The following is a 23,703-nucleotide window of genomic DNA, read 5'->3' as shown; positions in this document are numbered from 1 at the left end:
GTCCAACTCCCGCTCAGCTATCGGCCCAGGTAATCGGCTAGTTGGGCGTTCCATGTGCCAGCGCCACTTCGACGATTCGGGTCGCGCCGTCCGGCGAGGTGACTTCGAGCCGGACCGGATCGGCGGGCTTGCGGACGTTGATGGCCGCGCTGAGAGCCTTCGCGGTGGTGATCGAGACGCCGTCGACCGCGGTGATCACATCCCCGATGTTGATCCCCGCCTCGCGCGCGGGCTGGCCGTAGAAGGCCCAGCTCACCTGGGCGCCTGCCGGTCTGGCATCGATCACCTGCACGCCGAGGGTCGCGGTCGGGCCGATATGGACGGTTTCGGTGGGCGTTCCCGAACGGATCTGCGCCACGATCCGCATGGCGGCATCGATGGGGACCGCATAGCCGTTGGCCGGTTTGCCTTCGGCCCTGGCGGCCTCGCCCGACGCCGCCGTGATCACTCCGACCACCGCTCCCGACGCGTCGGCCAGCGCACCGCCGGACTGCCCGCCCATCACCGGCGCGGCGATCTCCACCATCCCGTTCAGTGCCTTGCGGGTCAGGTCGGCGGAGTTCATGGCGACGATCGTCGCGTCCAGATCGGTGATCGGACCGGCGACGGAAGTGGGCCGGCCGCCGTCGCCGCCCGCGTCGCCGATGGCCAGCACATCCTGGCTGATCCGCAGGTCGGCGGAGGTGCCGAGCCGCGCGGTCGGCAGCCCCGCGGCCCCGCCCAACGACAACAGCGCGATGTCGGCGCCGGAGTCGTAGCCGAGCACGGTCGCGTCGTAGACCAGTCCGTTGGCGATATCGGTGACGCTCAGCGCCTCGGCCCCCTTGATCACGTGATGGCTGGTCAGGATCTGCCCGTCGGAGGTGAGCACGATCCCCGACCCGGCCGCCCCGATGCCGAAACCGGCCGCGTCGACGTCGATATTGACCAGTGCCGATTCCACCTGCCCGGCGACCAGCACGGGGTCGAGCGGCACCAGTACCGGCGCCTGCGCTTGCGCCACGAATTCCGGCTCGACCAGGGTGAACTCCCCGCGATACCCGAGAAACGCGCTGACCCCGAGCAGCGCTACCAGCATTGTCACCAGCACTCGTCCGACACGCTTCACAGCACATGTCCTCTCTCGCGAGCCGACCAATCCATTGTGACCCGTTTTCCGCGTCCGCCGGTCTCGATAAGGACGCGGTACGAGGCTCGACATGCCCGATCGGGCCCGAGACACCGCCGTCGGTGCGGTCTACTTGGCAAAGCACGCATGCGGCTGTAGGCATGTAGCCATGAGCACCGCTGCCGCCTACGCCAAGCCCTCCCCCGACGGGGCCTTCGAAAAGGTCACGATCGAACGTCGCGAAGTCGGTCCCGACGATGTCCTGATCGACATCAAGTACGCCGGTATCTGCCACTCCGATATCCACACCGCGCGGGACGAGTGGGGTGGCGCGCAGTATCCGTGCGTGCCCGGTCACGAGATCGCGGGCATCGTCGCCGCGGTCGGCTCGTCGGTGCGCAAGTACCAGGTCGGTGACCGGGTCGGCGTCGGCTGCCTGGTGAACTCGTGCGGTAAGTGCGTGCCGTGTCTGGCGGGCGAGGAGCAGTACTGCTCCAACGGCCCCACCTGGACCTATAACTCGCCCGTTCCCGAAACCGCGCAGCCTGGCGGGTACACGATGGGCGGCTACTCCACCCAGATCGTGGTCGACGAGAGCTTCGTCGTCGCGATTCCCGAAGGCATCGGCCTCGATGTCGCCGCGCCGCTGCTGTGCGCGGGCATCACGCTGTACTCGCCGCTGAAGCACTGGAACGCGGGACCGGGCAAGAAGGTCGCGATCATCGGGATGGGCGGGCTCGGGCACGTCGGGGTGAAGATCGCCGCGGCGCTCGGCGCGGAGGTCACGGTGCTGAGCCAGTCGCTGCGCAAGCGCGACGACGGCCTGCGCATGGGAGCCGACCACTACTACGCCACAAGCGAGAAGGAAACCTTCCGTCAGCTGCGCGGTCAGTTCGACCTGATCATCAACACGGTGTCGGCCGACCTGCCCATCGACAACTACCTGCGCTTGCTCGCCCTCGACGGCACGCTCGTCATCCTCGGCCTCCCGGAGCACCCGATGAGCGTCACAGGGCGCCACCTGGCCGGCTTCCGCCGGTCACTGGCCGGTTCGATGATCGGTGGTGTCGCGCAGACCCAGGAGATGCTGAACTTCTGCGCCTCGCACGGGATCGGCGCGGAGATCGAACTGATCTCCGCCGATGAGATCGACTCCGCGTACGACCGCGTGGTCGCCAGCGATGTCCAGTACCGGTTCGTGATCGACACCGCCACGGTGTAGTCGAGGCGGGTCGGCGGCACGCGCGCCGACGGGCTGTGGGCGCTCGTCCTCGGTACCGTGACATTTGTGGTTGCCGAGGACGAATCCGCTGAACCTGCCGCACAGTCCGCCGACGTGAGTACCCTGCCCGCCTTCTGGTCGGTACGAACACCACCGCGCTGGCTACCGCGGGCGCTGCTGTACGCCGTGCTCGCGGTAGCCGGGTTGATCGCCGCGTTCTGGGTGCTCGCCAAGGTACAGGGTCTGCTGACCGTGCTGCTGGTGTCGATTTTCCTGGCGTTCGCGATCGAACCCGCGGTGAATTGGCTTGCCGCGCGCGGTGTTCGGCGCGGGGCGGGCACCGGCGCGGTGTTCCTGGTGGTGCTGGTGGTGATCGTCGCGTTCGTGTGGACGCTGGGCGCGCTGCTGGTCAACCAGGTGACCATGCTGGTGACGAACGCCCCCGACTACGTTCAGGACCTGGTCGACTGGGTCAATTCGACCTTCGACCAGGATATTTCGGGCGACGACCTGACCAAGTACGCCTCGGAGTGGAGTTCCACTATCGAGAAGTATCTGGTCGGTCTGGCCGGAAACGTCTGGGGCATCGGCACGGTCGCGATCGGCGCGCTGTTCCAGCTGCTCGGCGTGCTGCTGTTCACGTTCTACTTCGCGGCCGACGGACCGCGTTTCCGCACCTGGGTGTGTTCGCTGCTGCCGCCGAAACAGCAGAAGCATGTGTTGCGGGCCTGGGATATCGCGGTCGAGAAGACCGGCGGCTACATCTATTCGCGGGCACTGCTGGCCCTGTGCTCGGCGATCGCGCACTATGTCGCGCTGCGGGTGCTGGATGTGCCGTCGGCGTTCGCCTTGGCGCTGTGGGTCGGTGTTGTCTCCCAGTTCATCCCGACGGTCGGCACGTATATGGCTGGCGCGCTCCCGGTGCTGGTGGCGCTGGTGCACGACCCGATCACGGCGCTGTGGATCCTGCTGTTCATCGTCGCCTATCAGCAGTTCGAGAACTACGTCCTGCAACCGCGCATCACCGCGACCACCCTGGACATGCATCCGGCGGTGGCCTTCGGGGCGGTGATCGCGGGTGCCGCATTACTCGGGCCGACCGGCGCGCTGCTCGCGATTCCTGTCACCGCCACGCTGCAAGGTTTCGCGGGCGCCTATGTGCGGCGCTACGAAGTCACCGAAGAGGCCGACGCGCCGACGCCGAAGAAAAAGAAGCGCAAGAAAGCCGAGTCCGAAGCCGCATCCACCGACGAATAGGCAGCGCATGGCGATCCTGTTGTCCCTGGTGTCGATGTTGTCGACGCTGTTCGGCGGTTTCGTCGCCATGCGGATCGGCGACCGCAAGCACCTGGTTCTCGGGTTGGCCGCGGGGGTGATGTTCGGCGTGGTCGCGTTCGACCTGATCCCCGAGGCGCTGGAACAGTCCGACGGCATGTTCCGAGGCATTCCCTATGTGTTGATCGCCGCCGTCCTCGGCTTCCTCAGCCTGCACGTGATCGAGCGCGCGGTCGCCATCCATCGCGGCCACGAGCAGGAATTCGGCACGCACAAGCACGGTTTCGAGTCCGTCGGCCTGCTGGCCGCGGGCGGCCTGATCTTCCACAGCACCCTGGACGGTTTCGGTATCGGCCTGGGTTACCAGGCAGGCGCGGCGGTCGGCATGTCGGTTGCCATCGCCGTCATCTGCCACGACTTCGCGGACGGCTTCAACACTTTCACCATCCCCACCGTCTACGGCACCGCCCGCAAACGCGCCCTCACCCTCCTGGGCCTCGACGCCATCGCCCCCGTAGTCGGTGCCATCCTCGGCACCCTGATCCACGTCCCCGAGAATTGGATCGGCCTCTACATGGGCTACTTCGCCGGCTTCCTCCTCTACCTCGCCACCGCCGACATCCTCCCCGAAGCCCACGCGGGCCACCCCTCCCGATTGACCCTGCTCTGCACCCTCTTCGGCGTAGCCGCCATGTTCGCCGTGGCGGCCCTCAGCCACTGAGTCGCCAGGGTGCTAGTCGAGGTGGCGCCGCACCTCGGCGGCGAAGCCCGGAACTCCGGAGCGGTCGAGCACGTCGAGTAGACCTTGAATGTGCTTCGGTGGACGTTTGTGCTCGGCGACCTGTCTGTCGAGCAACCTGATCACTCGGCCGGGTGCCAGGTCCAAGACGTCCAGCAGAAAGGCGTCCGGGTGCAGTAGCTCCGGAAACCCGTCGCCGATAGGTCTGACCTCGAAGTCCTTGAGGTTGAATGTCAGCAGCACATCTGCGTTGCCTTGCAGCGCCGCCGCCAGCACATGCCGATCCTTGGGGTGGTTCTCCATCCGATCTACCAGTGGCTCATACCCCTCGACTATCGAGTCAGGGAAGAAGCCGGTCAACGTACTGATCAGCCGGTCGACCTTCGCCGCGGCCAACTCATCGCTCTTCTGTCTGCTGCAGAGGTTTCGTCGGAGTTCCGTGAGAATCTCTGCCGACCACAACGGCTGAATCAGGTCTGCTTCCGCTAGCCGAAGCATGGTGTCGCGCAGGTGGGCTGGGTACAAAATGCAGGTATCGAGTAAGACTCGCTGCATCAGTCCTCTCGCTTCAACGGCTCCGCAGGGGTGTCGTTGTAGAGATCTAGATCCTCGGAGATCCTGGTCAGTTCTGATAATCCGGCGGCGCGTTCGGTACGCCGGTGCTCGCGAAAGGACAGCACATCCGCGAGGCGGACGCGACGGTGTCGGCCCGGTCGGGTGAACGGGATGCTGCCCGAGTTCAAGAGCTTGACGAATGTGGGTCTGCTCATCCCGAGGAGCTCGGCGGCTTCCTGGGTTGTCAGCGTGGTGTGCAGCGGCGCGACCGTGACCGCCTTCCCCTCGGACAACGCGAGCGCGACCAAGCGGAGCCCCTCGAAAACCTCAGCAGGTAAAGCCACCACCTCGCCCGCTGTTGAACGCAGGATGGTCACTTCGGCGGTGTCCGGGGTTGCGTCCAAGAACCTGCGCACCTCCACAAGCTGATCCGGATGCTCCGGCAAGAGCGTGCGTTCGTTCAATGTCGCGGTCATAGCGCCTCCTCGGGGACACCAACATTGTGGCACTGTTTCGAATAATTCGAAAGATAGGTGATCGAACCGGCAACATCGGTCGCAGCCTGACCGGTCATGGCGGGCGGCGGCGGTAGCGTTCGCCGGATGGACACCCTGAACTCGGTGATCGTCGATGTCAACGATGTGTTCTGGAACTGGCTGCTGATTCCGCTGGTCATCGCGGCCGGGGTGTACTTCACCGTGCGCAGTGGGGTGGTGCAGCTGCGGATGCTGCCGGAGATGTTCCGGGTGGTGGCCGAGAAGGGGCCGACGGCGGCGGACGGGAAGAAGGCGGTGTCGGCGTTCGGGGCGTTCAGTATTTCGGCGGCGGCGCGGGTGGGAACCGGAAATATCGCCGGGGTCGCGACCGCGATCAGCGTCGGCGGGCCGGGGGCGGTGTTCTGGATGTGGGCGATGGCCACGGTCGGGGCCGCGTCGGCGTTCGTGGAATCGACCCTTGCCCAGCTCTACAAGCGCCGGGAGGCGGAGCCGGGGACTTTTCGCGGCGGCCCGGCCTATTACATGGAGTACGGGTTGCGTCGTCGATGGCAGGGTTTGGCCTTCGCGGTGATCATCACGGTGACCTTCGGGTTCGTGTTCAACGCGGTGCAGTCCAACACCATCGTGGCGACCGGGCGGGCGTCGCTGTCGGCGCTGGACGGTGACTGGTTCGCCCCGGTGGTCGGGCTGTGCCTGATCACGCTGCTCGGCGTGGTGATCTTCGGTGGGGTGCGCCGGATCAGCCACATCACCGAGGTGCTGGTTCCGGTGATGGCGATCGTGTATCTGCTGCTCGGCATCGCCGTGGTGGCGCTCAACCTCACCGATCTGCCGCGGGTGCTCGCCGATATCGTCGGCGGGGCGTTCGGGCTGCGCGAGGTGGTCGGCGGCGGGATCGGTACCGCGCTCGCGCAAGGTATCCGGCGCGGCATGTTCTCCAATGAGGCCGGGCTCGGCTCCTCGCCCAATGCCGCTGCGGCAGCCGATGTCTCGCATCCGGTGAAGCAGGGTTTGGTCCAGTCGCTCGGCGTCTACTTCGATACCCTGCTGATCTGCTCGATCACCGCGTTCATCATTCTCACCACCGACCCCGACCTGTCCGAGCGGCGCACCGCCGACCTCACCCAGAGCGCGCTGCAGGCGTCGCTGGGCGCCTGGGCCGGGCACGTGCTCACCGCGGTGGTGTTCCTGCTCGCGTTCAGCTCGATGATCGGCAATTTCTACTACGGTCGCGCCAATATCGAATTCATCACCAGCCGTCCACAGGTGCTCACCGCGTTCCGAATCCTGGTGCTGGTGGCCGTCTTCGGTGGGGCGCTCGGCTCGGTGAGCCTGATCTGGAACCTGGCCGATGTGTTCATGGGCGTGATGGCACTGGTCAACCTGGCCGCGATCATCCCGCTCGGCGCCATCGCGTTCCGCCTGCTCGCCGACTACCGCGCCCAGCGCGGCGCGGGCGAGGATCCCGTGTACGTACACAGCGCCGATATCGCCGATCCGGTGGGCGTGCAGTGCTGGCAGGCAACGATTGCGTCGAGCTTGCCCGGTAAACCCACCCACTAGTGGTAGGCATGGGAAATGGCGAAACACTGGACCGAACAGGCTGATATCGCACTGCGCCCCGACGGTCAGCGCGTCGCCGATCTCGACACCTCGAGCACACCGGGTTTCACCGGCGACAAGCGTCTGGGCAAGGAACTGCTCGCCGAACGAGCGACGGTGCTGTCGGTCTTGCAGGAGAAGCTGTTCGCGCACGGTCGCACCGGTGGGCAGCACAGCGTGCTGCTGATCTTGCAGGGCATGGATACCGCGGGTAAGGGCGGCATCGTGCGCCACGTCATCGGTTCGGTCGACCCGCAGGGCGTCGATCACGCGTCCTTCGGCGTGCCGACCGAGCTCGAGAAGCAGCACGACTTCCTGTGGCGCATCCGCAACAAGCTGCCCGCGCACGGTCAGATCGGCGTCTTCGACCGCTCCCACTACGAGGACGTGCTGGTGGTGCGCGTGCACGATCTCGTGCCGCAGTCGGAGTGGGAGCAGCGCTACGACCAGATCAACGCGTTCGAGAAAGAGGTCACCGACGCGGGCACCACCATCGTGAAGGTCGCCATGTTCGTCTCCCTCGACGAACAGAAGAAGCGGCTGCGCGAACGTCTGGAGCGGCCGGACAAATACTGGAAATTCAACCCCTCCGATATCACCGAACGCGCCTACTGGCCCGAATATCAGAAGGCCTACCAGGCCGTTCTCGAACGCACCAACACCGATTACGCGCCATGGCACGTGCTGCCCTCGGACCACAAGTGGTACGCGCGCCTCGCGGTCACCGAGTTGCTGATCGCCGCGCTGGCCCGGCTGGAACTCGATTGGCCGCCCGCCGACTTCGATATCGCCGAGCAGTTGAAACGACTCGACGAGTCCTGAGTACGAGCTTTGCGGAAACTCTCAGGTTCGGCCCGCATGATGTTCCCGGTGGGGAGCCAACGAGCGAAAGGCGTGTGACGACGGTGAGCACGGGCAAGAGGCCCTCGGGCAAGAATCCGCTTGCGGCGGCCGAGGCGGCCGACAAGAAGCGCAAGATCGCGATCCAGGTCGGTGTCGCGGCGGTGCTTGTCGCGCTGGTGGCGGCCATCGGGATCGGTATCGCGGTGAACAAGTCCGATTCCGACAAGGAGTCGACGACCATTTCGGCGGCGCAGGTGCCCGCGACGGGCGGGGCGATCACCGAGACCGGCACGGTCGTGATCGGCAATCCCGACGCCAAGGTCAAGGTTCGCGTGGTCGCCGACCTGCAGTGCCCGGCCTGCAAGCAGTTCGAGGCCGCCAACGGGCAGGCGCTGGCCAAGGCCGCCGCCGACGGCACCGCCGCCGTCGAGTACCAGATCATCTCCTTCCTCGACAAGGCCTCGACCAACCAGTACTCCTCGCGCGCGGCCAACGCGTCGTTCTGCGTGGCGAAGTCCGATACGACCAAGTACCAGGGCTGGTTGCAGACCATGTTCGAAAAGCAGCCCGCCGAGGGCGGCGCGGGCCTGAGCAACGACGAGCTCATCGAGATCGCCACCGGCGCCGGGTATACCGATCCGGCCGTGGCGACCTGCATCAACGACAAGCCGTACAACGACTACATCCAGCAGGTCACCCAGACCACGCTGCAGAGTGGTGTGAAGTCGACGCCGTCGGTGTACATCAACGGTCAGCTGAACCAGTCCGACGCGATCTTCACCGAGAACGGCCTGGCCTCCGTGATCGCTGACGCGGCCAAGTGATCACCGCCCCCGCCCGCTCGGCCTGGCTGCTGTTGATCGCCGGGCTGGCGGGCTGGCTGGCGTCGGTCACGCTCACCGTCGAACGGTTCAAGCTGTTCGTCGACCCGGACTACGTCACCTCGTGCAGCATCAACTCGGTGCTGTCGTGCGGGTCGATCATGAAGACCGACCAGGCCGCGGTCTTCGGTTTCCCCAACCCGCTGATCGGCGTCGTCGGGTTCTCGGTGGTGGTGACCCTCGGCGTCCTGTCGGTGGTCGGCGTCGGGTTCCCGCGCTGGATCTGGGGCGGGCTGTGGCTCGGAACCGTCCTCGGTGTCGCCGGGTTGTGCTGGCTGATCTTCCAGAGCCTGTACCGGATCAACGCGCTGTGCCCGTACTGCATGGTGGTGTGGGTGGCGGTGCCGGTGCTGTTCGCGGTGATCACCCAGGAGTTGTGGGGTCGCTCGCGTGGCGCGATGGGGATCCTCGCCGAATGGCGCTGGACCCTGGTGGTGGTGTTCTACGCGGTGGTGCTGCTGCTGGTGTTCCTGAAGTTCCAGGACTATTGGCTAAGCCTGGTCTGAAAAGGGCTTGGTGGCATCCACGTATTGCATGAAACGGTGGACGCGCTGGTCGATTTCGGTCAGGCCAGCCCGGGCGAACAGCTTCGGGAAGATGTCGCGGTCGAACAGACGCAGGCCGCCCAGGCTCGCGGCCAGGCTGCTCGCCGAGCCGAAGAGATTGTCCTCGGCGTAGCTGGTGCTGATCGCGATGCGGCCGCCGGGGGCGAGGACACGGATCATCTCGCGGGTAGCGACCAGCGGGTCGGGGATCAGGTAGAGGGCGCCGAAACAGCAGACGGCGTCGAAGGTTCCGTCGGCGAACGGCAGCGTGCGGGCGTCGCCGCGGACGTAGCCGACCCGCGGGCTCGCGTTGTCGGCGGCGGCCTTGGCCAGCATCGGCGCCGAGTAGTCCAGGCCCGTGACGAAGCCGCCCTTGCTCAGGTACTCGCTGAGATAGCGGGTGAAATTTCCTGGGCCGCATGCCAGATCGAGCACCTTCATGGGGCCGCTCAGGCGCAGGGCACCGACCGCGTCGCGGCGGTCGGTGCCGGTGGTGCGGCCGCTGGCGAGGTAGAACAGCGTGGGTCGCCACGCGTGCTCGTACACCGCCGCCAGCGCCGGGGCGTTCATGGTCTTGCGAGCTAGATTCACTGCCGTGCGACCTCGATGGTCATGCCCGCCTCGCGCAGCCGCGCGGTGAGCGCCTCGCCCATCGCGGAAGCGGGGGTGAGCACGCCCGCGCGCTCGGGCAGCGTGTCGAAGGCCAAGCTCAGGCCGCTCTGGCCGAGCAGCACGGCAGTGGCCTGGTAGCCGGGGTCGCCGGTGCCGGAGAAGGTGGCCTGGTACTTGGCGCCCGAGCTGGTGCGGGCGAAGGTCTTCATGGTGAACCAGCCACTGCGGCGGGCCTTTTCGCTGGGCCCGGTACCCGGCTTGGGCAGGATCCGGTCGAGCAGCTTGCGGCCGAGCGAAACGCGCGAAAGGACCGCACCCGAGGCCATACCGGCGACGATGCCACCCGCGATACCCGCCGCGACCAGTGGTGCGGCGGCCGAGGTGCCCGCGTTCATCACCTCGCGGTAGCGGAACTGCTTGCCGTAGGCCCAGCCGAGCAGGCCGTTGGTGCGGCGCACGACCTTGGTGTTGTGCGAGGCCATCACGAACGTGGTGACCCAGCCGTCCAGGCTGGCGTCGATGCTGTCGGCACGAGCCAGCGCCTGATCGGACTGGCGGCCGACATCGGGTTCCATGCTGCGGTCCGGGCTCAGCGAATACGGGTGCGCCAGGATCTTGCCGCGCGCGGAATCGGCCGCGATGTCTTCCATCATGGCGCGCCCGGAATCGATGGTGCCGCCGCTCATGCCGCCCTTGAGATAGGCGACCAGGGTGGTGTCCTCCAGTTCGCCGGTGTCGTCGGCGATGGTGGCGCGGTAGATCTCGTACACGCTCAGATCCGACGGAATCGAGTCGTAGCCACAGGAGTTCACGATCTTGGCGCCCGAGTCGACCGCGGTCTGTTCGTACTTCTCGATGGCGTCGTGGATGAACAGCGGCTCGCCGGTGAGGTCGGCGTAGTGGGTGCCCGCCGCGGCGCACGCGCCGAGCAGCGGCATGCCGTAGCGCAGGTACGGGCCGACCGTGGTGACCACGACCTTGGTGCGCTCGGCCATCGCCGCGAGCGATGCCGGGTCGCTGGAATCGGCGACGACGAGTTCCCAATTCGCGGCCACCGGGCCCAGCTCGGCGCGGGTGGCGGCGAGCTTGTCCGCCGAGCGGCCTGCCAGGGCGATCTTGGCGCCGGCCGGGGCCGCGGTGGTCAGGTATTCGGCGGTGAGTTTGCCGACGAAACCCGTTGCGCCGAACAGGATCAGGTCGAACTCACGGTGCTGCGGCATTGCGCGCCTTTCGAGAAGATGATGATCAGGGCTTGGTGGCTGCTGCGCTCGCCTTGCGGGCGCGGGTCTTCTTCACCGGTTTAGGTGGGTGGGTGCTGAGCCAATCGCGGTGGGCCAGACCGAGTTCGGTGACCGGCGGATCGCCGTAGAGCCATTCCCTGGCGACCAGATGCCAGTTGTTGGTGCTGTCGAGCTGGCCGAGCATGCCGAAGGTGAGGAAGTCGGCGCGGCGCGAGAACAGGTGTTCCGGCGGCAGATTCTGCTGCTTCATGCCGGTGAACTCGCTGGCCCTCGGGTCGACGGCGAGCAGGAACGCGCCGCTGGCCAGTTCGGGGGTGATGGTGAGTTCCTCATCGACCAGACACCATTCCGAGGCGGCGAGCACGTATTCGAGGCATTCCTCGGCGCCGATCTCCTCGGGCGAATCGATCACGCCGCGATCGATCATCAACTGCCGCAGGTCCTCGGCGCGATCCTCGGCGGCCGCGCGCAGGCACTCGATCTCGAATCCGACCAGCTTGGGGTCCATGCGGTTGAACAGCCCGAAGTCGAGGAAGGCGACCCGGCCGTCACGCGCGAGCAGCACATTGCCCGGATGCGGGTCGCCACAGAACTCGTTGAAGCTGAACAGCGAGCCGACATAGAACCGGTAGATGATCTCGCCGACCCGATCGCGAAGCGCAGCGGGCATTTTCCGGATCTCGTCGAAGCCGTCGCCGTCGATGAACTCGCTGACCAGCACGCGGGTGGTCGACAGCTCGGGCACCGAGGCGGGCACCACGATGAACGGGTGCTCGCGATACAGATGCGCGATCTCGGACTGCGTGGCGGCTTCGGCCCGGTAGTCGAGCTCGCTCTCCATATTGAGTTTCAGCTCGTCGAGCACCGCCGGGGTGATCCACGGCATCGCCGAGGCCAGGACCCGGCGAAACATGGTGAGGTTCTTCAGATCCGCGCGGACGGCGGCGTCGACCCCGGGGTACTGGACCTTCACCGCGACAGCACGGCCGTCGTGCAGGGTGGCCCGGTACACCTGGCCGATCGAGGCGGCGGCGATCGGCTCCGGATCGAATTCGGCGAAGATCTCCGCCAGCGGAGCACCGAAATCCTGCTCGATCACCGTGCGCATCGACTCGAACGACACCGTCGGTGCCGCGTTGCGCAGCACGGCGAGGCGCTGCTGGAACCGCTCGCGATGGTTCTCGGGCACCAGATCCAGATCGAGCACCGACATCATCTGACCCAGTTTCATGGCGACGCCCTTCATGGTGCCCAGCACCATGACCACCTGTTCGGTGGTGCGGATCATCGACTCCTCCGCCATTCGCGCGCGCACCGCCTCCGAGCGGCCACGCATCGATAGCCTGGTCTTCTTCGAGCGGATGACCGAACCCGCCGCGACTGCCCCCAGTTTCGTCCCGCGGGCAAGCCGGGAAGTCGGCACGTTCTTCGCCATCGAGGTACCTCCGTTGGTGCCGACGTGCGCGGCGGCGTAGACGCGCAGCGTCACACGACCACCGGCGGTGACGCAAGCCACAGCGCCCCGCTCGGTTCAGCGTAGCCAACCGCGCGGAGTTGTCGAGCCCGGCTCCCTCGAACGCGCGAAAACGCTGGTCAGGGTTCCTGCTGCGGCATCTCGGGCAGGGGATGTGGCTGCGCGGTGAAGATCTCGGGCGAGCCGCCTGCCCTGGCGATGCCCTCGATCGCGCTCCAGGCCATCATCGTGAGGTAGTCGATGACGTCCTGGCGCGGCATGGCCTTGTCGGTGGTGGTCCACCAGTGCGTGGCCAGCTGGATGCCGCCGACCAGCACATACGACCACAGCAGCGCGCCGTCGGTACGCATGCCCTTGCTGCCCGCGCGGTCGACCAGCACCGTGGTGACCACCTCGGCGAACAGCCGCTCGAACTCCGCGAGCGAGGACTTGTCGCCCGCGGAATTGCTCATGATGAACCGGTAGACCTCGGGGTCGTCGTCGACGGTGCCGACGTATTCGGTCATCGCGGCGCGCACCAGTTGGTATTCGTCGGCGTCGAGACTGATCGCGCCGTACACCCGGGGCAGCAGGGTGGTTTCGATGAAGCGCTGCATGGTGGCGTGGACCAGGTCGTTCTTGTCCGCGAAGTAGCGGTACAGCACGGTCTTGGACACGCCGATCTCGGTGGCGATCTCGTCCATGCCCGCCTGGCTGCCCCGCGCGCGGATGGCGTTGAGGGTGCCGTCGACCAGTTCCTCGCGACGGTCGATCTTGTGCTGGCGCCACCGACGTTTGCGGCCGTCGGCTTGGCCGCCGCCGCGCACACTGGCTCGGCTCGACTGCTCGCCGATCTCGACAAGGTCTTCGGTGGACAGAACAGCCCCCTTGTGATCGATGTTGGCGTCTCTAGCCAACAGCTTAGGCGCGCCGGTGTGGGGTGGCGCTCCTTTGGCCCACGTTGCGGCATTTACCACACTGCGGTGCTTACGCGCGCGTACGACAAACCGCGCGGTTCGCCGTGTCGTGGGAGACGCCACGCGGGGTTGACGGCGGCGCACTCGCCGCGCGCACAGCAGAATGGGGGCTATGGAGAAATCTCCCGGCAACACGGCGGTTCTCACGCCGCGCACCGAGCCCGCCGCACAGCCCGCCGGCTTCGCGGTGATGACCGACGAGGCGGGCAAAAAACGTGACCTGTTCAAGATGAAGGCGCTGGCGACCAGTTTCCTGGTGGTGGCCAGCGTGATCTACCTGCTGTGCCGCTGGCTCGAATCGCGTGGCGGCGGCGGCGAGTGGGTGGGCTATGTCCGCGCGGCCTCGGAGGCGGGCATGGTCGGCGCACTGGCCGACTGGTTCGCGGTCACCGCGCTGTTCAAACACCCGCTGGGTCTGCCGATCCCGCACACCGCGATCATCCGCAAGAAGAAAGACCAGCTCGGCGAGAGTCTCGGCGCCTTCGTCGGCACCAACTTCCTCGCTCCGGACGTGGTCTCGGCCCGCTTGGACTCGGCGCAGATCTCGCTGCGCGTGGGTCGGTGGATGGCCGATCCGGCCCACGCGGCCAGGGTGGCGCAGGAGAGCGCGACGATCCTGACCGCGGTGGTGAACACCCTGCGCGACGAGGACGTCGAGCAGATCATCGACAACACCATCGTCAAGCGGATCGCCGAACCGCTGTGGGGCCCGCCGCTGGGCCGGGTGCTCTCGGAGATGATCGCCGACAACCGGCAGCGGCCGCTGATCGATCTGCTGGCCGAGCGCGCGCATCAGTGGGCGCTGGGCTCACAGGAGACGATCGACCGGATCGTGGTGCGCGATGCGCCGCAATGGGCGCCGAAATTCGTCAATACTTTGCTTTCCGAACGAATTTATCGGGAGCTCGTGGAGTTCACCTGGAAGGTGCGCTCCGATCCCGATCATGAATTGCGCCGGGCCGCCGATCGCTTTCTGCAGGATTTCGCCGAGGACCTGCAACACGACGACGCGATGATCGCCAAGGCGGAGAAGGTCAAGGCCGAGATCATGGGCCGCGAGCAGATCACCGGAATGGCCGAGGCCACCTGGCGGGCGGCGAAGCGGTTGATCTTGGAGTCGGCCGACGATCCCGATTCCACCCTTCGGCGCAAGGTGGCCGAAAATGTGCAGCAGCTCGGCGAGCGCCTGCGTGACGACCCGGCGATGCGTGGCAAGGTGGACGGGTGGATCGATCGCGGTGCTCGCTATCTGGTCGGTAACTACTCCGCGGAGATCACGACATTGGTGACCGACACGGTCGCGCGCTGGGACGCCGACGAGGCGAGCAGGAAGATCGAATTGCAGGTCGGTCGGGATCTGCAATTCATCAGGATCAACGGCACGGTCGTCGGCTCGCTCGCCGGCCTGGCCATCTACACGATCTCGCAGCTGCTGTTCCACTGAGTGATGGTTAGCCGACCGGGTGCTAACTGTAGTGCTTGCAATAGTTAGCACCCTGTTCTAGTATTGGCCTTACAACGCCAGAAGGTGAGCGATGACAGACCAACCCGAGAGTCGTGTAGCGCACGCGGCTCAAGATATCGGAGGTTTCATCAGGGCACAGCGCGAAGGTGCGCAGGTGTCCCTGCGTCAGCTCGCCGCTCTGGCGGGGGTAAGTAATCCGTACCTGAGCCAAATCGAACGCGGATTACGTAATCCCTCCGCCGAAGTACTCGCGCAGATCGCCAAGGCACTGCGGGTTTCCTCGGAGGTGTTGTATGTGCGGGCAGGATTTCTGGAACAGCGTCCGCACAGCCCGGTCCGCGACGCCCTGCTCGCCGACACTTCGGTGTCCGAGCGGCAGAAACAGGTGTTGCTGGAAATCTATGAGTCGTTTCGCCGGGAAAACGGGGAAGAAGCCGGCTCAGGGGGGATCGAACGAGACAGTGACGTTTCGTTCACGACAACTGACACTCCGCCACACCAGGAGAATGAAGACTGATGACCGAGAAGACCGCCACTGTGACCAAGCCGCTGTTCGCCACCGTCGGCGCCGGTGATGCCATCTACGCCGCCGTGAACGACGTCGTCGCCGACGTCCGTGGCCGCGTTGGCGCCACCGATGCCAAGGCCCGCGTCGAAGAGGCCCGCGAGCGCATCGCGAACGTGCCCGCCGACGTGCAGGCCCAGTTCGACACCCTGCGCGACCGCATCTCCGGCCTGCCCTCGGAGCTGCCGGAGGATCTCGCCGAGCTGCGCGAGAAGTTCACCCCCGAAGAGCTGCGCAAGCTGGCCGAGCAGTACTACCGCCAGGCGCTCGACATCTACGCCGATCTCGCCGTTCGCGGTGAGGAGACCGTCGACCGGCTGCGTGCCAACCAGGCCGTCGACGAGCAGATCGGCCGCGTCGAGACCCTGTACAAGGATGCCTCCGCTCGCGCCGAGGACGCCCTGACCAAGGTCAACGACCTGCTGGGCCGCGGCAAGGCCGAGGTCGAGGCTGTGGCCGACGAGGTCGAGGCTGTCGTCGAGGCCGAGGTCGTCGCCGTCACCACCGAGGAGCCCGCTCCGGCCAAGGCTCCCGTCGCCAAGAAGGCTCCGGCTGCCAAGAAGGCCGCTCCGGCTGCCAAGAAGGTCGCGCCGAAGAAGGTCTAAGCCTTCCGCGCATCACCGCTGACAGCGGCCCCGTACACCGTGTGTGTACGGGGCCGCTGTTCGTATGATGGGGATGTGAACATGGTGAATGGGATGACCTCGCTGATTCTGCTGGTCCTGTGGATCGGCGCCCTCGGCGCGACGGTGTTCGCGCTCATTCACGCTGTGCGCCAGCGTTCGGATGCGTTCACCGCCGTCGACAAGATGACCAAGCCGATCTGGCTGGCCATTCTCGGCGGTGCGCTGGTGTTTCTGCTGATCGGCATCGGTGGGCTGGGGTTGCTGTCGTTCATCGCGATCATCGCGACCGGTGTGTACCTGGCCGACGTGCGCCCGAAGGTCGACGAGGTGCAGCGCGGCCCGCGCTGGTAACAGCCCCCCGGAGGGCTCGCGGGTGAGTGGTACACGGTGTTACTGTATCTATCAGTAACACAAAGGAGTGTGCTGATGCGCGCAAAGTTGCCGACGGCTCTGGTGAACCTGGTCGATCAGGCGTCCACCGTGGTCAAGACCACCCTCGCGGCCCACCGGGCCGACCTGCGGACCCGGTCGCACGGGATCGCGGCCTTCGATCCGCCGCGGATGCCGCACGACGTGATCCCGGTGATCACGGCTGACGGTGCCCGGTTGCGGGTGCACGCCTACGGCCCGGTCGACGCGCCCGTGATCGTGTTCGCCCACGGCTGGACCTGCTCCCTCGAATACTGGAACGCCCAGATCAACGCCTTCGCCGGCGAGTACCGCGTGGTCGCCTACGACCAGCGCGGCCACGGCGAGAGCACCAACGGATACGCCCGCCCGAGCACGGATCTGCTCGCCGACGACCTGTGTGACGTGCTCGACGCCGTCCTGCTGCCGGGTCAGCGCGCGGTACTGGCCGGACACAGCATGGGCGGGATGACGCTCATCGCCTGGGCGGGCCGCTACCCCGAGCGCGTCGCCGAACAGGCCGCCGCGGTGATCCTCACCAATACCGGCGCGCACTCGCTGGTCGAGGTGTCGACCATGGTCCCCGGCCTGAACAAGCCGCTGCGGCTGCTGCGTGGGCGCGCGATGCCGACGCCGGACTGGCTCGGCAAGCTGATCCTGGGCACCCCGGTGGTCTTCCCGCCCATCAAGCCGGTGCGCTGGATCTTCGCCCGTCAGGTGATGACCCTCGACACCTCCCGCGAGAAGCTGGACTACGCGCTGTCGGTGGTGCGTGGCTGTCCGATGATGACGCGTTCGCGCTACGGGAACCTGCTCGCCGCGCTGCACCTCGGCGATGACGCGAAGAACTTCTCGGTGCCGACCACCGTGCTCGCCGGCGACCGCGACGACATGACACCGGCGATTCACGCCGAGCGTCTGGCCGCGCTGCTGCGGGAAGCGGGCACGCTCGCCGAGTTCAAGGTGCTGCCGACCGGGCACCTCGGCAACGTCGAACGCTATGACCTGTTCAATGCCGAAGTGGCCGAGGTACTCGCCGCCGTCCGTGAGCCCGTGCGCGCCTCGGCCTGACAGCCTGCGAGAATCGGCGGATGAGTTCTACCGCTGTGACCTCGGACGACCGTCGGTTCGTGCTGACCCTCGGGTGTCCGGACCGGCCGGGCATCATCGCCCGGATCTCCTCGTTCATCGCCGAATTCGGCGGCTCGATCGTGGAGGCCGGGTATCACTCCGACGGTGACATCGGCTGGTTCTTCACCCGGCAGGCCGTGCAGGCCTCGACGGTGCCGTTCTCGATCGACGAGCTGCGGGAGCGCTTCGCCGAGGTGGCCGCCGAGTTCGGTCCCGAGACCGACTGGCAGCTACACGATTCCGGGGCGCCGCGGCGGGTGGTGCTGCTGGTCAGCAAGGACGGGCACTGCCTGCACGACCTGCTCGGCCGCGCGCAGGCCGGTGAGCTGCCCGCGACCATCGAGGCCGTGATCGGCAATCATCCCGATCTCGCGGGCATGACCGAGGCGCACGGGGTGAAGTTCCACTACGTGCCGTTCCCGAAGGACCCGGCCGAGCGCGGTCCGGCCTTCGAGCAGGTGCGCGAACTCGTCGACTCCCACGATCCCCAGGCGGTGGTGCTCGCCCGCTTCATGCAGGTGCTCCCGGCCCAGCTGTGCGAGTACTGGGCGGGGCGCGCGATCAATATCCACCACAGCTTCCTGCCCTCGTTCGTCGGCGCGCGGCCCTATCACCAGGCCTACGCGCGCGGGGTGAAGCTGATCGGGGCGACCTGCCACTACGTCACCGCCGAGCTGGACGCGGGGCCCATCATCGAGCAGGACGTGATCCGGGTCGATCACGCCGATGATGTGCGCGACATGGTGCGCCAAGGACGTGACATCGAGCGGGTCGTGCTCGCGCGCGGGCTGCGCTGGCATCTCGAAGGCAGGGTGCTCGTGCACGGTCGGCGCACGGTCGTCTTCGAGTGATCTACAGGTCGTAGAACGGTGCGGGGTAACGGAATTCGCCGGTGACGGCGGAGTCGTAGGCCGTGAGCGGGCGCACCTGGAAGTACGGCGCCCATTCGGCTACGTCGGGCACGACGCCGAGACGCGGGCCTGGGACGAAGCCGAAGCGGGCGTAGTAGTCGGGTTCACCGACCAGGCCGACGACCGATTCGTCGAGGGCGTCTGCGGCACCGAGGGCGGCGTGGACCAGCGCCGAGCCGACGCCGGACTTCTGATGCTCCGGGTCGACGCCGAGCGGGCCGAGCGCGAGCACCGGGAACGGGCCGATACCGGCTCTGGTGAGACAGATGTGCCCCACGACGGTGTCGTATTCGAGCGCGACCAGCGACAGGGTCGGCATCCACGACTCGTCGGTGCGTAGCGTCTCGACGAGGGCGGGTTCGGGTGGTTCGGTGACGGCCGGATCGTCCGCGTAGTGCGGGGCGAAGGCGGCTCGGTGGATCGCGGCGATCGCCGCGGCGTCCGCTGGGGTCTCGCGACGGATCAGCACAGGCATAAGTCTCCCGGATTTGGGTAGATGAGCGCAATGATGTGCGGCGCTCGATGTCGGCGGAAACGTCGTCGCCCTCGCTGCCGGACGCCGCTGCGGGTGTGCGATGCTCGGCGAATGACTTCCGCGCCGCTGACCCGGGCCGCCGTGGCCGACATGATCGACCACACCCTGCTCGCCCCGGAAGCCACCCCGGCCGAGGTCGACGCGCTGATTGCCCAGGCGCGCAAGCTCGGGGTGTACGCGATCTGCCTCTCGCCCTCGATGCTGCCGGTGCGCGCGCCGGGGCTGGTGGTGGCCACCGTCGCGGGCTTCCCGTCCGGCAAACACCATTCGCTGGTGAAGGGTGCCGAGGCGCGGCTGGCCGTGGAGCAGGGCGCCGCCGAGGTCGACATGGTGATCGACGTGGGCGCCGCGCTGGCCGGTGATTTCAATGCCGTGCTCGCCGACATCATCACCGTGCGCGAGGCGACCATGGATCGGGCCGTGCTCAAGGTGATCATCGAATCGGCCGCACTCACCGATGCGGCGATCGTCGGCGCGTGCCGGGCGGCCGAGCAGGCCGGTGCCGATTTCGTGAAGACCTCCACCGGTTTTCATCCGGCGGGCGGTGCGAGCGTGCACGCGGTGCGGTTGATGGCCGAGACCGTCGGCGGGCGGCTCGGGGTGAAGGCCAGTGGTGGGATCCGCACCGCCGAGGACGCCGCCGCGATGATCGAGGCCGGTGCCACCCGGCTCGGGCTGTCGAAATCCGCCGCGGTGCTCGACGGGTTTCCAGAGTAGGCGATCAGCAGGTGAACTCGGTCTGCTGACCGGAGGGGTCGGCATCCAGTGAGGTCTTGCCGCCGGAAAGGTGCACTGTCACACCGTCATCGGTGACCTTCACCTCCTGGGCGCTCAGGCCGAGCGGGTAGCTCTGCAAGCTCTCGGTGAAGGTTTCGACGATGCCCTGCACGAGGGCGGTGGGCAGGCCGATGCCCAGCAGCTGCGCCGACTTCGTTTCCACCGTGACGTTGCCGTTGTGGACCAGCGGTTGCACCTCCAGCTGGGCGAGGCCGCCGAGCACATCGAGGGTCAGCACGCCGGTGCTCGCCGAGGAGCTCACGCCGCTGACCATGGTGCCCAGCGTCTCGCGGATGCCGTCGTTGTTCCAGGTCACGTCGGCGGTCGAGCTCTCGATGGTGCCGCCGCCGCGACCGCGGTCGACCAGTTCGATGTCGTTGAATTTCGCGTGCACCACCATCCCGACAGCGGGGCCGAACTTGTTGTCCTCGCTGTCGACGGTGACCGAGCCGACCTTGCCGTCCACATAGGACAGCAGGATCGGTCGCAGGCCGAAGCCCACGTCGATGCCAGAGCCCATCTGCTGCTCGAACGCGCTGCTGATGCAGCGTGAGACCTTGTGCCGGGCATAGGCTTCGGTGCCGCCGATGGCCGCGACGAGAAGGACGGCGACCACGGCCAACGCGATCACCAGCGGGCGGCGACCGATCCTGGGGCGTGGGGGCTTTTGCGTGGTCATGGCATCGGATTCTTCCCGAACTTTCTGTGTCTGTTCTGAGGACGTGGTGAAAGCCTTCACAGCAAAATGTGACGTGGCGCACTGAACCCGGCGTAACCTTGGCTCATGACTGGCGAGGGCGCGCGCCGGGTGGCGGGGACAGCGGATCATCGGTGGCGGGTGCTGCGGCGCCTCGCCGGGCGGCACGCGGGCTTTTTCACCACGCGTCAGGTATTGCGAACCGGCTGCGAATCGCAGGTCAGGGCGGCCTTGGGGGACGGGTCGGTGACCAGGGCCGGGGTCGGGATGATGCGGCTGGGGCAGTGGCGGGTGGGGCCGCTGGACGAGTACGCGATGTGGGCGGCGTGGTTCGACGGTGCCGCGGCGGTGTCGTATCAGAGTGCGGCGGAACTACACGGGCTCGGCAGATTGCAGCCGCGGTTTCTGCACCTGTCGGTGTCGGCGGGTCGCCCGCCCGTCACGCCGCGGTTGGTGCTGACCCGGCGCAAGCTCTGCGCGGCGGATGTGGAGTCGGCCGGGCCGTTTCTGGTGACGACGCCGGTGCGGACGGTCCTCGATCTGGCCGAGACCGAGATCTCGCAGTCGGCGCTGGACGAGGTGGTGGCCGACGCGGTGGCCATCCACCGGTGCGATACCGACGAGATCTGGTGGGGCGGGCAGCAATTGGCGCCGCGCGCGTCGGCGCGGGTACGGCGGGCGTTAAGCCGGGTCTGACGGGGCGACTACGTCCCAGGGGACCGACAGCACGCAGTCGCGCATTCGTCGGTGATAGGGCCGCAGCGGGAAACCGTTGGCGCGCAACAGCCGCGCTGCTTCGCGCCAGCGGATGCGGGGGCCGTACGGCGCCATGGCCGCGCAACGCTCCCAGGCTTGGTCGGCCGCGATGAGTAGGGCGTGGATACGTTCACCGGGAATGTTGCGGTGGATCAACGCCTTCGGCAGGCGCTCGGCGATGTCGGAGGGTCGGTCCACGGTGAAGGGATCCCAGGCCAGGGTCAGGGAGAGGGGGCGGTGGCGGTCGAGGAGCACCCAGGCGCAGCGGCGGCCGAGTTCGTCGCAGGTGCCGTCGACGAGCAGGCCGCCGGGGGCCAGATTGGACTGGATCCGGGACCACGCGTCGGGGACCGCGTCCTCGGGGTATTGGCGCAGGACGTTGAACGCGCGGACCAAGGTAGGTCGCAGGCCCGCCAGCTCGAAGCCGCCACGGGCGAAGCGAACACCGTCGCGGGGTTCGACGACGCGGGCCGGATCGATTTCGAGACCGACCACCTCGAGGTCGGGACGAACTGTCCGCAAGCGGGCGGCCAGCTCGAAGGTGGTCCATGGAGCGGCGCCGTAGCCGAGGTCGACAACCAAGGGCGTGGCGGATTCACGCAGGGTCTTGCTGACGAGTTCGTCGTTGACGAGCCAGCGATCGCTGCGGCGCAGACGGTTGACGCCGGTGGTGCCGCGGGTGATGGTGCCGACCGGAGGGAGGGCCTTGCGGCTCACCGGAGGTGTCAGACCGACTTGTCGGCGGTCTGACTGTCCAGGTATCGCAGGGTTTCTTCCTGCTCGGCGCGGAACAGGTCCACCAGGTTCACCAGCATCAGCTGCTCCAGGCGCGGGCCGACCATGGGGATGAAGACCTTGGCGGTGGGGGAGAAGCGCATGGTGGCGCCGGTTTCGGTGGGGAACAGGCGGATGGTGCCGGTGAGGCTGCCGGGGCCCGCGGGGATCGAGGCGGAGAACTTGCCCTCGGTCTCGTCGTGGTCGAAGGGGCCCCAGCTCTCCTTGCGGGTGATCACCATGTCTTTGCGCATCACGGTCTGGGCGATCTCGGGGAGCATCTCGCGGGGCAGGGTGTGGTGCAGGACCACCTCGATGCTGTCATCGGTGACGTCGAGACTGACCACTTCGTTGTTGGGGGCGTACTTGCGCATTTCGGCTACGCGGGCTTCCCAGTAGTCCCTGCTCTGGAGGGCTGCGTACAGCTCTTCGGTGGTGTGCAGGGGATAGCGGGCCGAGTAGTCCAGTCTGCGTGCCATGGCAGAACACGTTACGTGGTTGAGGTGCGGGCGGAGGTAAGAGGTGGGTTGTCTGTGCTCGGTCCTATAAATCGATGCCGACGGTTACGGGTTCCGGTTCCAGCGTCACGCCGAATCGATCCAGGACGCCCGCGCGGACCGTGCGGGCCAGGGCGACGATGTCGGATGCGGTCGCGGTGCCGCGGTTGGTGAGGGCCAGGGTGTGCTTGGTCGACAGGCGCGCGGCGGCGGCTTCGCCGGGGAAGCCCTTCGCGAAACCGGCTCGTTCGATGAGCCAGCCCGCCGAGAGCTTGGTGCCATCGGGTGCGGGATAGGTGGGCACCTTGACGTCGTCGCCGACGTGCGCGGCGATCGCGGCCAGTACCCGCGGCAGCTGCTCCTCGGTGACGACCGGGTTGGTGAAGAACGAACCGGCACTCCAGGTGTCGTGATCGGCGGGGTCCAGGACCATGCCCTTGCCCGCGCGCAGGCTGAGCACTTGCGCGCGCACCTGCTCGACCGGCCTGGTTTCGCCGTCGCCCGCGCCGAGCGCCTTCGCCAGTTCGCCGTAGCGCACCGGCGCGCTCATCCCGCTCGGATCCAACGCGAATTCGACGTCGAGGACCACGGCGTCATCGCTGTGCTTGAGCACACTGGTCCGGTAGCCGAAGCCGAGTTCGGCGGGCTCGGCCCAGCGCACGTCCCCGGTCTTGCGATCGAGCAGGCGCACCCGGCGCAACAGCGACGCGACCTCTACCCCGTAGGCGCCGACGTTCTGCACCGGCGTCGCACCTGCCGAACCCGGAATCCCGGACAGGCACTCCAGCCCGCCCAACCCGGCTGCGACGGTCGCCGCGACGACCTCGTCCCAGTTCGCGCCCGCCTCGGCCACCACGCCGTCGGTCCCCAGCTCGACACCGGTCGTGTCGATCCGGACCGCCACGCCGTCGAAGCCCGCGTCGTCGATGAGCAGATTCGACCCGCCCGCCACCAGCAGGACCGCGATACCGGCCGCATCCAGGGCCTTCACCGTGGCCACCAGCGCCTCGG

Annotated in this window: 27 protein-coding genes; 15 read left to right on the top strand and 12 right to left on the bottom strand. The window is 67.1% G+C overall.

Translation table 11 applies throughout. From position 1 onward, the window contains the following. Positions 1 to 37: 37 nt before the first annotated feature. Entirely contained in the window at positions 38 to 1,078 is a 1,041-nt protein-coding gene (locus ACFWPK_RS16420) for a S1C family serine protease (protein ID WP_378916662.1), read from the bottom strand. A 199-nt stretch (positions 1,079 to 1,277) separates the two neighbouring features. Here ACFWPK_RS16420 and ACFWPK_RS16415 point away from each other — a divergent pair, with 199 nt between their 5' ends. From ACFWPK_RS16415 to ACFWPK_RS16405, 3 genes are read left to right on the top strand one after another with little or no spacing between them, the layout of a single operon-like run. Next, entirely contained in the window at positions 1,278 to 2,330 is a 1,053-nt protein-coding gene (locus ACFWPK_RS16415) for an NAD(P)-dependent alcohol dehydrogenase (RefSeq protein ID WP_378916348.1), read from the top strand. Positions 2,331 to 2,387: 57 nt separating this feature from the next. After that, positions 2,388 to 3,587: an AI-2E family transporter gene (locus ACFWPK_RS16410; protein ID WP_378916345.1), complete on the top strand. Its 1,200-nt coding sequence runs from the start codon at positions 2,388 to 2,390 to the stop codon at positions 3,585 to 3,587. A 7-nt stretch (positions 3,588 to 3,594) separates the two neighbouring features. Then, the gene (locus ACFWPK_RS16405; RefSeq protein WP_378916343.1) at positions 3,595 to 4,326 is read left to right on the top strand and encodes a ZIP family metal transporter; all 732 of its coding nucleotides are present in this window, start codon (positions 3,595 to 3,597) and stop codon (positions 4,324 to 4,326) included. A 12-nt stretch (positions 4,327 to 4,338) separates the two neighbouring features. Here the strand turns inward: ACFWPK_RS16405 and ACFWPK_RS16400 are convergent, their stop codons facing one another. Together ACFWPK_RS16400 and ACFWPK_RS16395 are read right to left on the bottom strand one after the other, a co-directional pair. After that, positions 4,339 to 4,899, bottom strand: coding sequence for a PIN domain-containing protein (locus tag ACFWPK_RS16400; RefSeq protein WP_378916340.1), 561 nt, complete (start codon positions 4,897 to 4,899; stop codon positions 4,339 to 4,341). Next, on the bottom strand, positions 4,899 to 5,375 hold the full coding sequence (locus ACFWPK_RS16395) for an excisionase family DNA-binding protein (protein ID WP_378916338.1): 477 nt from the start codon (positions 5,373 to 5,375) through the stop codon (positions 4,899 to 4,901). Before ACFWPK_RS16395 ends, ACFWPK_RS16400 begins: the two co-directional genes overlap by 1 nt. A 126-nt stretch (positions 5,376 to 5,501) precedes the next feature. Between ACFWPK_RS16395 and ACFWPK_RS16390 the strand changes: the two genes are divergently transcribed. The 4 genes from ACFWPK_RS16390 (at position 5,502) to ACFWPK_RS16375 (ending at position 9,228) form a co-directional block, all read left to right on the top strand. Continuing rightward, positions 5,502 to 6,959, top strand: a complete 1,458-nt coding sequence (locus ACFWPK_RS16390; protein WP_378916335.1) for an alanine/glycine:cation symporter family protein — start codon at positions 5,502 to 5,504, stop codon at positions 6,957 to 6,959. Positions 6,960 to 6,974: 15 nt separating this feature from the next. After that, a complete protein-coding gene (locus ACFWPK_RS16385) occupies positions 6,975 to 7,820 on the top strand; it encodes a polyphosphate kinase 2 family protein (protein WP_378916334.1) in 846 nt (281 codons plus the stop codon). An 83-nt stretch (positions 7,821 to 7,903) separates the two neighbouring features. Continuing rightward, entirely contained in the window at positions 7,904 to 8,665 is a 762-nt protein-coding gene (locus ACFWPK_RS16380) for a DsbA family protein (RefSeq protein ID WP_378916331.1), read from the top strand. Beyond that, the gene (locus ACFWPK_RS16375) at positions 8,665 to 9,228 is read left to right on the top strand and encodes a vitamin K epoxide reductase family protein (protein ID WP_378916660.1); all 564 of its coding nucleotides are present in this window, start codon (positions 8,665 to 8,667) and stop codon (positions 9,226 to 9,228) included. The genes ACFWPK_RS16380 and ACFWPK_RS16375 overlap by 1 nt, the downstream gene beginning before the upstream one ends. Here the strand turns inward: ACFWPK_RS16375 and ACFWPK_RS16370 are convergent. From ACFWPK_RS16370 to ACFWPK_RS16355, 4 genes are all read right to left on the bottom strand, one after another. Continuing rightward, on the bottom strand, positions 9,214 to 9,837 hold the full coding sequence (locus tag ACFWPK_RS16370; RefSeq protein WP_378916330.1) for a methyltransferase domain-containing protein: 624 nt from the start codon (positions 9,835 to 9,837) through the stop codon (positions 9,214 to 9,216). The genes ACFWPK_RS16375 and ACFWPK_RS16370 overlap by 15 nt on opposite strands. Positions 9,838 to 9,854: 17 nt before the next feature. Further along, on the bottom strand, positions 9,855 to 11,099 hold the full coding sequence (locus ACFWPK_RS16365) for a saccharopine dehydrogenase family protein (RefSeq protein ID WP_378916328.1): 1,245 nt from the start codon (positions 11,097 to 11,099) through the stop codon (positions 9,855 to 9,857). 25 nt (positions 11,100 to 11,124) lie between these two features. Then, the gene (locus ACFWPK_RS16360; protein WP_378916657.1) at positions 11,125 to 12,555 is read right to left on the bottom strand and encodes an ABC1 kinase family protein; all 1,431 of its coding nucleotides are present in this window, start codon (positions 12,553 to 12,555) and stop codon (positions 11,125 to 11,127) included. A gap of 158 nt (positions 12,556 to 12,713) precedes the next feature. Further along, positions 12,714 to 13,400 carry a TetR/AcrR family transcriptional regulator gene (locus ACFWPK_RS16355; RefSeq protein WP_378916655.1) on the bottom strand — a complete coding sequence of 229 codons (687 nt, stop codon included), beginning with the start codon at positions 13,398 to 13,400 and terminating at the stop codon, positions 12,714 to 12,716. A gap of 262 nt (positions 13,401 to 13,662) precedes the next feature. Between ACFWPK_RS16355 and ACFWPK_RS16350 the strand changes: the two genes are divergently transcribed. The 6 genes from ACFWPK_RS16350 to purU all read left to right on the top strand — a co-directional run bounded on the left by ACFWPK_RS16350 (position 13,663) and on the right by purU (position 18,596). Then, positions 13,663 to 14,994 (top strand): DUF445 domain-containing protein, encoded by a 1,332-nt coding sequence (locus ACFWPK_RS16350; protein ID WP_378916326.1) that lies wholly within the window; start codon positions 13,663 to 13,665, stop codon positions 14,992 to 14,994. 91 nt (positions 14,995 to 15,085) lie between these two features. Then, positions 15,086 to 15,532 (top strand): helix-turn-helix domain-containing protein, encoded by a 447-nt coding sequence (locus ACFWPK_RS16345; protein WP_378916325.1) that lies wholly within the window; start codon positions 15,086 to 15,088, stop codon positions 15,530 to 15,532. Continuing rightward, positions 15,532 to 16,185 (top strand): heparin-binding hemagglutinin, encoded by a 654-nt coding sequence (locus ACFWPK_RS16340; RefSeq protein WP_378916322.1) that lies wholly within the window; start codon positions 15,532 to 15,534, stop codon positions 16,183 to 16,185. Before ACFWPK_RS16345 ends, ACFWPK_RS16340 begins: the two co-directional genes overlap by 1 nt. Before the next feature lie 81 nt (positions 16,186 to 16,266). Beyond that, entirely contained in the window at positions 16,267 to 16,557 is a 291-nt protein-coding gene (locus ACFWPK_RS16335; RefSeq protein ID WP_378916653.1) for a DUF2516 family protein, read from the top strand. A gap of 75 nt (positions 16,558 to 16,632) precedes the next feature. Then, a complete protein-coding gene (locus ACFWPK_RS16330) occupies positions 16,633 to 17,685 on the top strand; it encodes an alpha/beta fold hydrolase (RefSeq protein WP_378916320.1) in 1,053 nt (350 codons plus the stop codon). A 20-nt stretch (positions 17,686 to 17,705) separates the two neighbouring features. Further along, positions 17,706 to 18,596 (top strand): formyltetrahydrofolate deformylase, encoded by an 891-nt coding sequence (purU, locus tag ACFWPK_RS16325; RefSeq protein ID WP_378916318.1) that lies wholly within the window; start codon positions 17,706 to 17,708, stop codon positions 18,594 to 18,596. Position 18,597: 1 nt separating this feature from the next. Here the strand turns inward: purU and ACFWPK_RS16320 are convergent, their stop codons facing one another. Continuing rightward, entirely contained in the window at positions 18,598 to 19,125 is a 528-nt protein-coding gene (locus ACFWPK_RS16320) for a GNAT family N-acetyltransferase (RefSeq protein ID WP_378916316.1), read from the bottom strand. A gap of 117 nt (positions 19,126 to 19,242) precedes the next feature. Between ACFWPK_RS16320 and deoC the strand changes: the two genes are divergently transcribed. Further along, a complete protein-coding gene (deoC, locus tag ACFWPK_RS16315; protein ID WP_378916314.1) occupies positions 19,243 to 19,908 on the top strand; it encodes a deoxyribose-phosphate aldolase in 666 nt (221 codons plus the stop codon). A gap of 4 nt (positions 19,909 to 19,912) precedes the next feature. Here the strand turns inward: deoC and ACFWPK_RS16310 are convergent, their stop codons facing one another. Continuing rightward, a complete protein-coding gene (locus tag ACFWPK_RS16310; RefSeq protein ID WP_378916311.1) occupies positions 19,913 to 20,647 on the bottom strand; it encodes a DUF2993 domain-containing protein in 735 nt (244 codons plus the stop codon). A gap of 105 nt (positions 20,648 to 20,752) precedes the next feature. Between ACFWPK_RS16310 and ACFWPK_RS16305 the strand changes: the two genes are divergently transcribed. Then, positions 20,753 to 21,361, top strand: coding sequence for a hypothetical protein (locus tag ACFWPK_RS16305; protein ID WP_378916308.1), 609 nt, complete (start codon positions 20,753 to 20,755; stop codon positions 21,359 to 21,361). On the opposite strand, the gene ACFWPK_RS16300 is transcribed toward ACFWPK_RS16305, so the two are convergent. The 3 genes from ACFWPK_RS16300 to ACFWPK_RS16290 all read right to left on the bottom strand — a co-directional run. Beyond that, positions 21,347 to 22,138 carry a class I SAM-dependent methyltransferase gene (locus ACFWPK_RS16300; RefSeq protein WP_378916305.1) on the bottom strand — a complete coding sequence of 264 codons (792 nt, stop codon included), beginning with the start codon at positions 22,136 to 22,138 and terminating at the stop codon, positions 21,347 to 21,349. The genes ACFWPK_RS16305 and ACFWPK_RS16300 overlap by 15 nt on opposite strands. 8 nt (positions 22,139 to 22,146) lie before the next feature. Continuing rightward, entirely contained in the window at positions 22,147 to 22,674 is a 528-nt protein-coding gene (locus ACFWPK_RS16295; RefSeq protein ID WP_378916302.1) for a DUF2505 domain-containing protein, read from the bottom strand. A gap of 64 nt (positions 22,675 to 22,738) precedes the next feature. Continuing rightward, positions 22,739 to 23,703 (bottom strand): UDP-N-acetylmuramate dehydrogenase (locus ACFWPK_RS16290; protein WP_378916299.1); only part of this gene is annotated, 965 nt, incomplete at its 5' end.

The sequence above is a fragment of the Nocardia sp. NPDC058519 genome, from assembly GCF_042719755.1.
Taxonomy (GTDB): domain Bacteria; phylum Actinomycetota; class Actinomycetes; order Mycobacteriales; family Mycobacteriaceae; genus Nocardia.
The sequence above is the reverse complement of the archived record's forward strand: the minus strand, read 5'-3'. Positions and strand labels throughout refer to the sequence as shown.

Excerpts from the sequence above, each read along its gene's own strand:
- ACFWPK_RS16420 (WP_378916662.1), bottom strand. The coding sequence starts at position 1,078 with ATGCTGGTAGCGCTGCTCGGGGTCAGCGCGTTTCTCGGGTATCGCGGG.
- ACFWPK_RS16415 (WP_378916348.1), top strand. The coding sequence starts at position 1,278 with ATGAGCACCGCTGCCGCCTACGCCAAGCCCTCCCCCGACGGGGCCTTC.
- ACFWPK_RS16405 (WP_378916343.1), top strand. The coding sequence starts at position 3,595 with ATGGCGATCCTGTTGTCCCTGGTGTCGATGTTGTCGACGCTGTTCGGC.
- ACFWPK_RS16400 (WP_378916340.1), bottom strand. The coding sequence starts at position 4,899 with ATGCAGCGAGTCTTACTCGATACCTGCATTTTGTACCCAGCCCACCTG.
- ACFWPK_RS16395 (WP_378916338.1), bottom strand. The coding sequence starts at position 5,375 with ATGACCGCGACATTGAACGAACGCACGCTCTTGCCGGAGCATCCGGAT.
- ACFWPK_RS16390 (WP_378916335.1), top strand. The coding sequence starts at position 5,502 with ATGGACACCCTGAACTCGGTGATCGTCGATGTCAACGATGTGTTCTGG.
- ACFWPK_RS16385 (WP_378916334.1), top strand. The coding sequence starts at position 6,975 with ATGGCGAAACACTGGACCGAACAGGCTGATATCGCACTGCGCCCCGAC.
- ACFWPK_RS16370 (WP_378916330.1), bottom strand. The coding sequence starts at position 9,837 with ATGAACGCCCCGGCGCTGGCGGCGGTGTACGAGCACGCGTGGCGACCC.
- ACFWPK_RS16365 (WP_378916328.1), bottom strand. The coding sequence starts at position 11,099 with ATGCCGCAGCACCGTGAGTTCGACCTGATCCTGTTCGGCGCAACGGGT.
- ACFWPK_RS16360 (WP_378916657.1), bottom strand. The coding sequence starts at position 12,555 with ATGGCGAAGAACGTGCCGACTTCCCGGCTTGCCCGCGGGACGAAACTG.
- ACFWPK_RS16350 (WP_378916326.1), top strand. The coding sequence starts at position 13,663 with ATGGAGAAATCTCCCGGCAACACGGCGGTTCTCACGCCGCGCACCGAG.
- ACFWPK_RS16345 (WP_378916325.1), top strand. The coding sequence starts at position 15,086 with ATGACAGACCAACCCGAGAGTCGTGTAGCGCACGCGGCTCAAGATATC.
- ACFWPK_RS16340 (WP_378916322.1), top strand. The coding sequence starts at position 15,532 with ATGACCGAGAAGACCGCCACTGTGACCAAGCCGCTGTTCGCCACCGTC.
- ACFWPK_RS16335 (WP_378916653.1), top strand. The coding sequence starts at position 16,267 with ATGGTGAATGGGATGACCTCGCTGATTCTGCTGGTCCTGTGGATCGGC.
- ACFWPK_RS16330 (WP_378916320.1), top strand. The coding sequence starts at position 16,633 with ATGCGCGCAAAGTTGCCGACGGCTCTGGTGAACCTGGTCGATCAGGCG.
- purU (WP_378916318.1), top strand. The coding sequence starts at position 17,706 with ATGAGTTCTACCGCTGTGACCTCGGACGACCGTCGGTTCGTGCTGACC.
- deoC (WP_378916314.1), top strand. The coding sequence starts at position 19,243 with ATGACTTCCGCGCCGCTGACCCGGGCCGCCGTGGCCGACATGATCGAC.
- ACFWPK_RS16310 (WP_378916311.1), bottom strand. The coding sequence starts at position 20,647 with ATGACCACGCAAAAGCCCCCACGCCCCAGGATCGGTCGCCGCCCGCTG.
- ACFWPK_RS16305 (WP_378916308.1), top strand. The coding sequence starts at position 20,753 with ATGACTGGCGAGGGCGCGCGCCGGGTGGCGGGGACAGCGGATCATCGG.
- ACFWPK_RS16295 (WP_378916302.1), bottom strand. The coding sequence starts at position 22,674 with ATGGCACGCAGACTGGACTACTCGGCCCGCTATCCCCTGCACACCACC.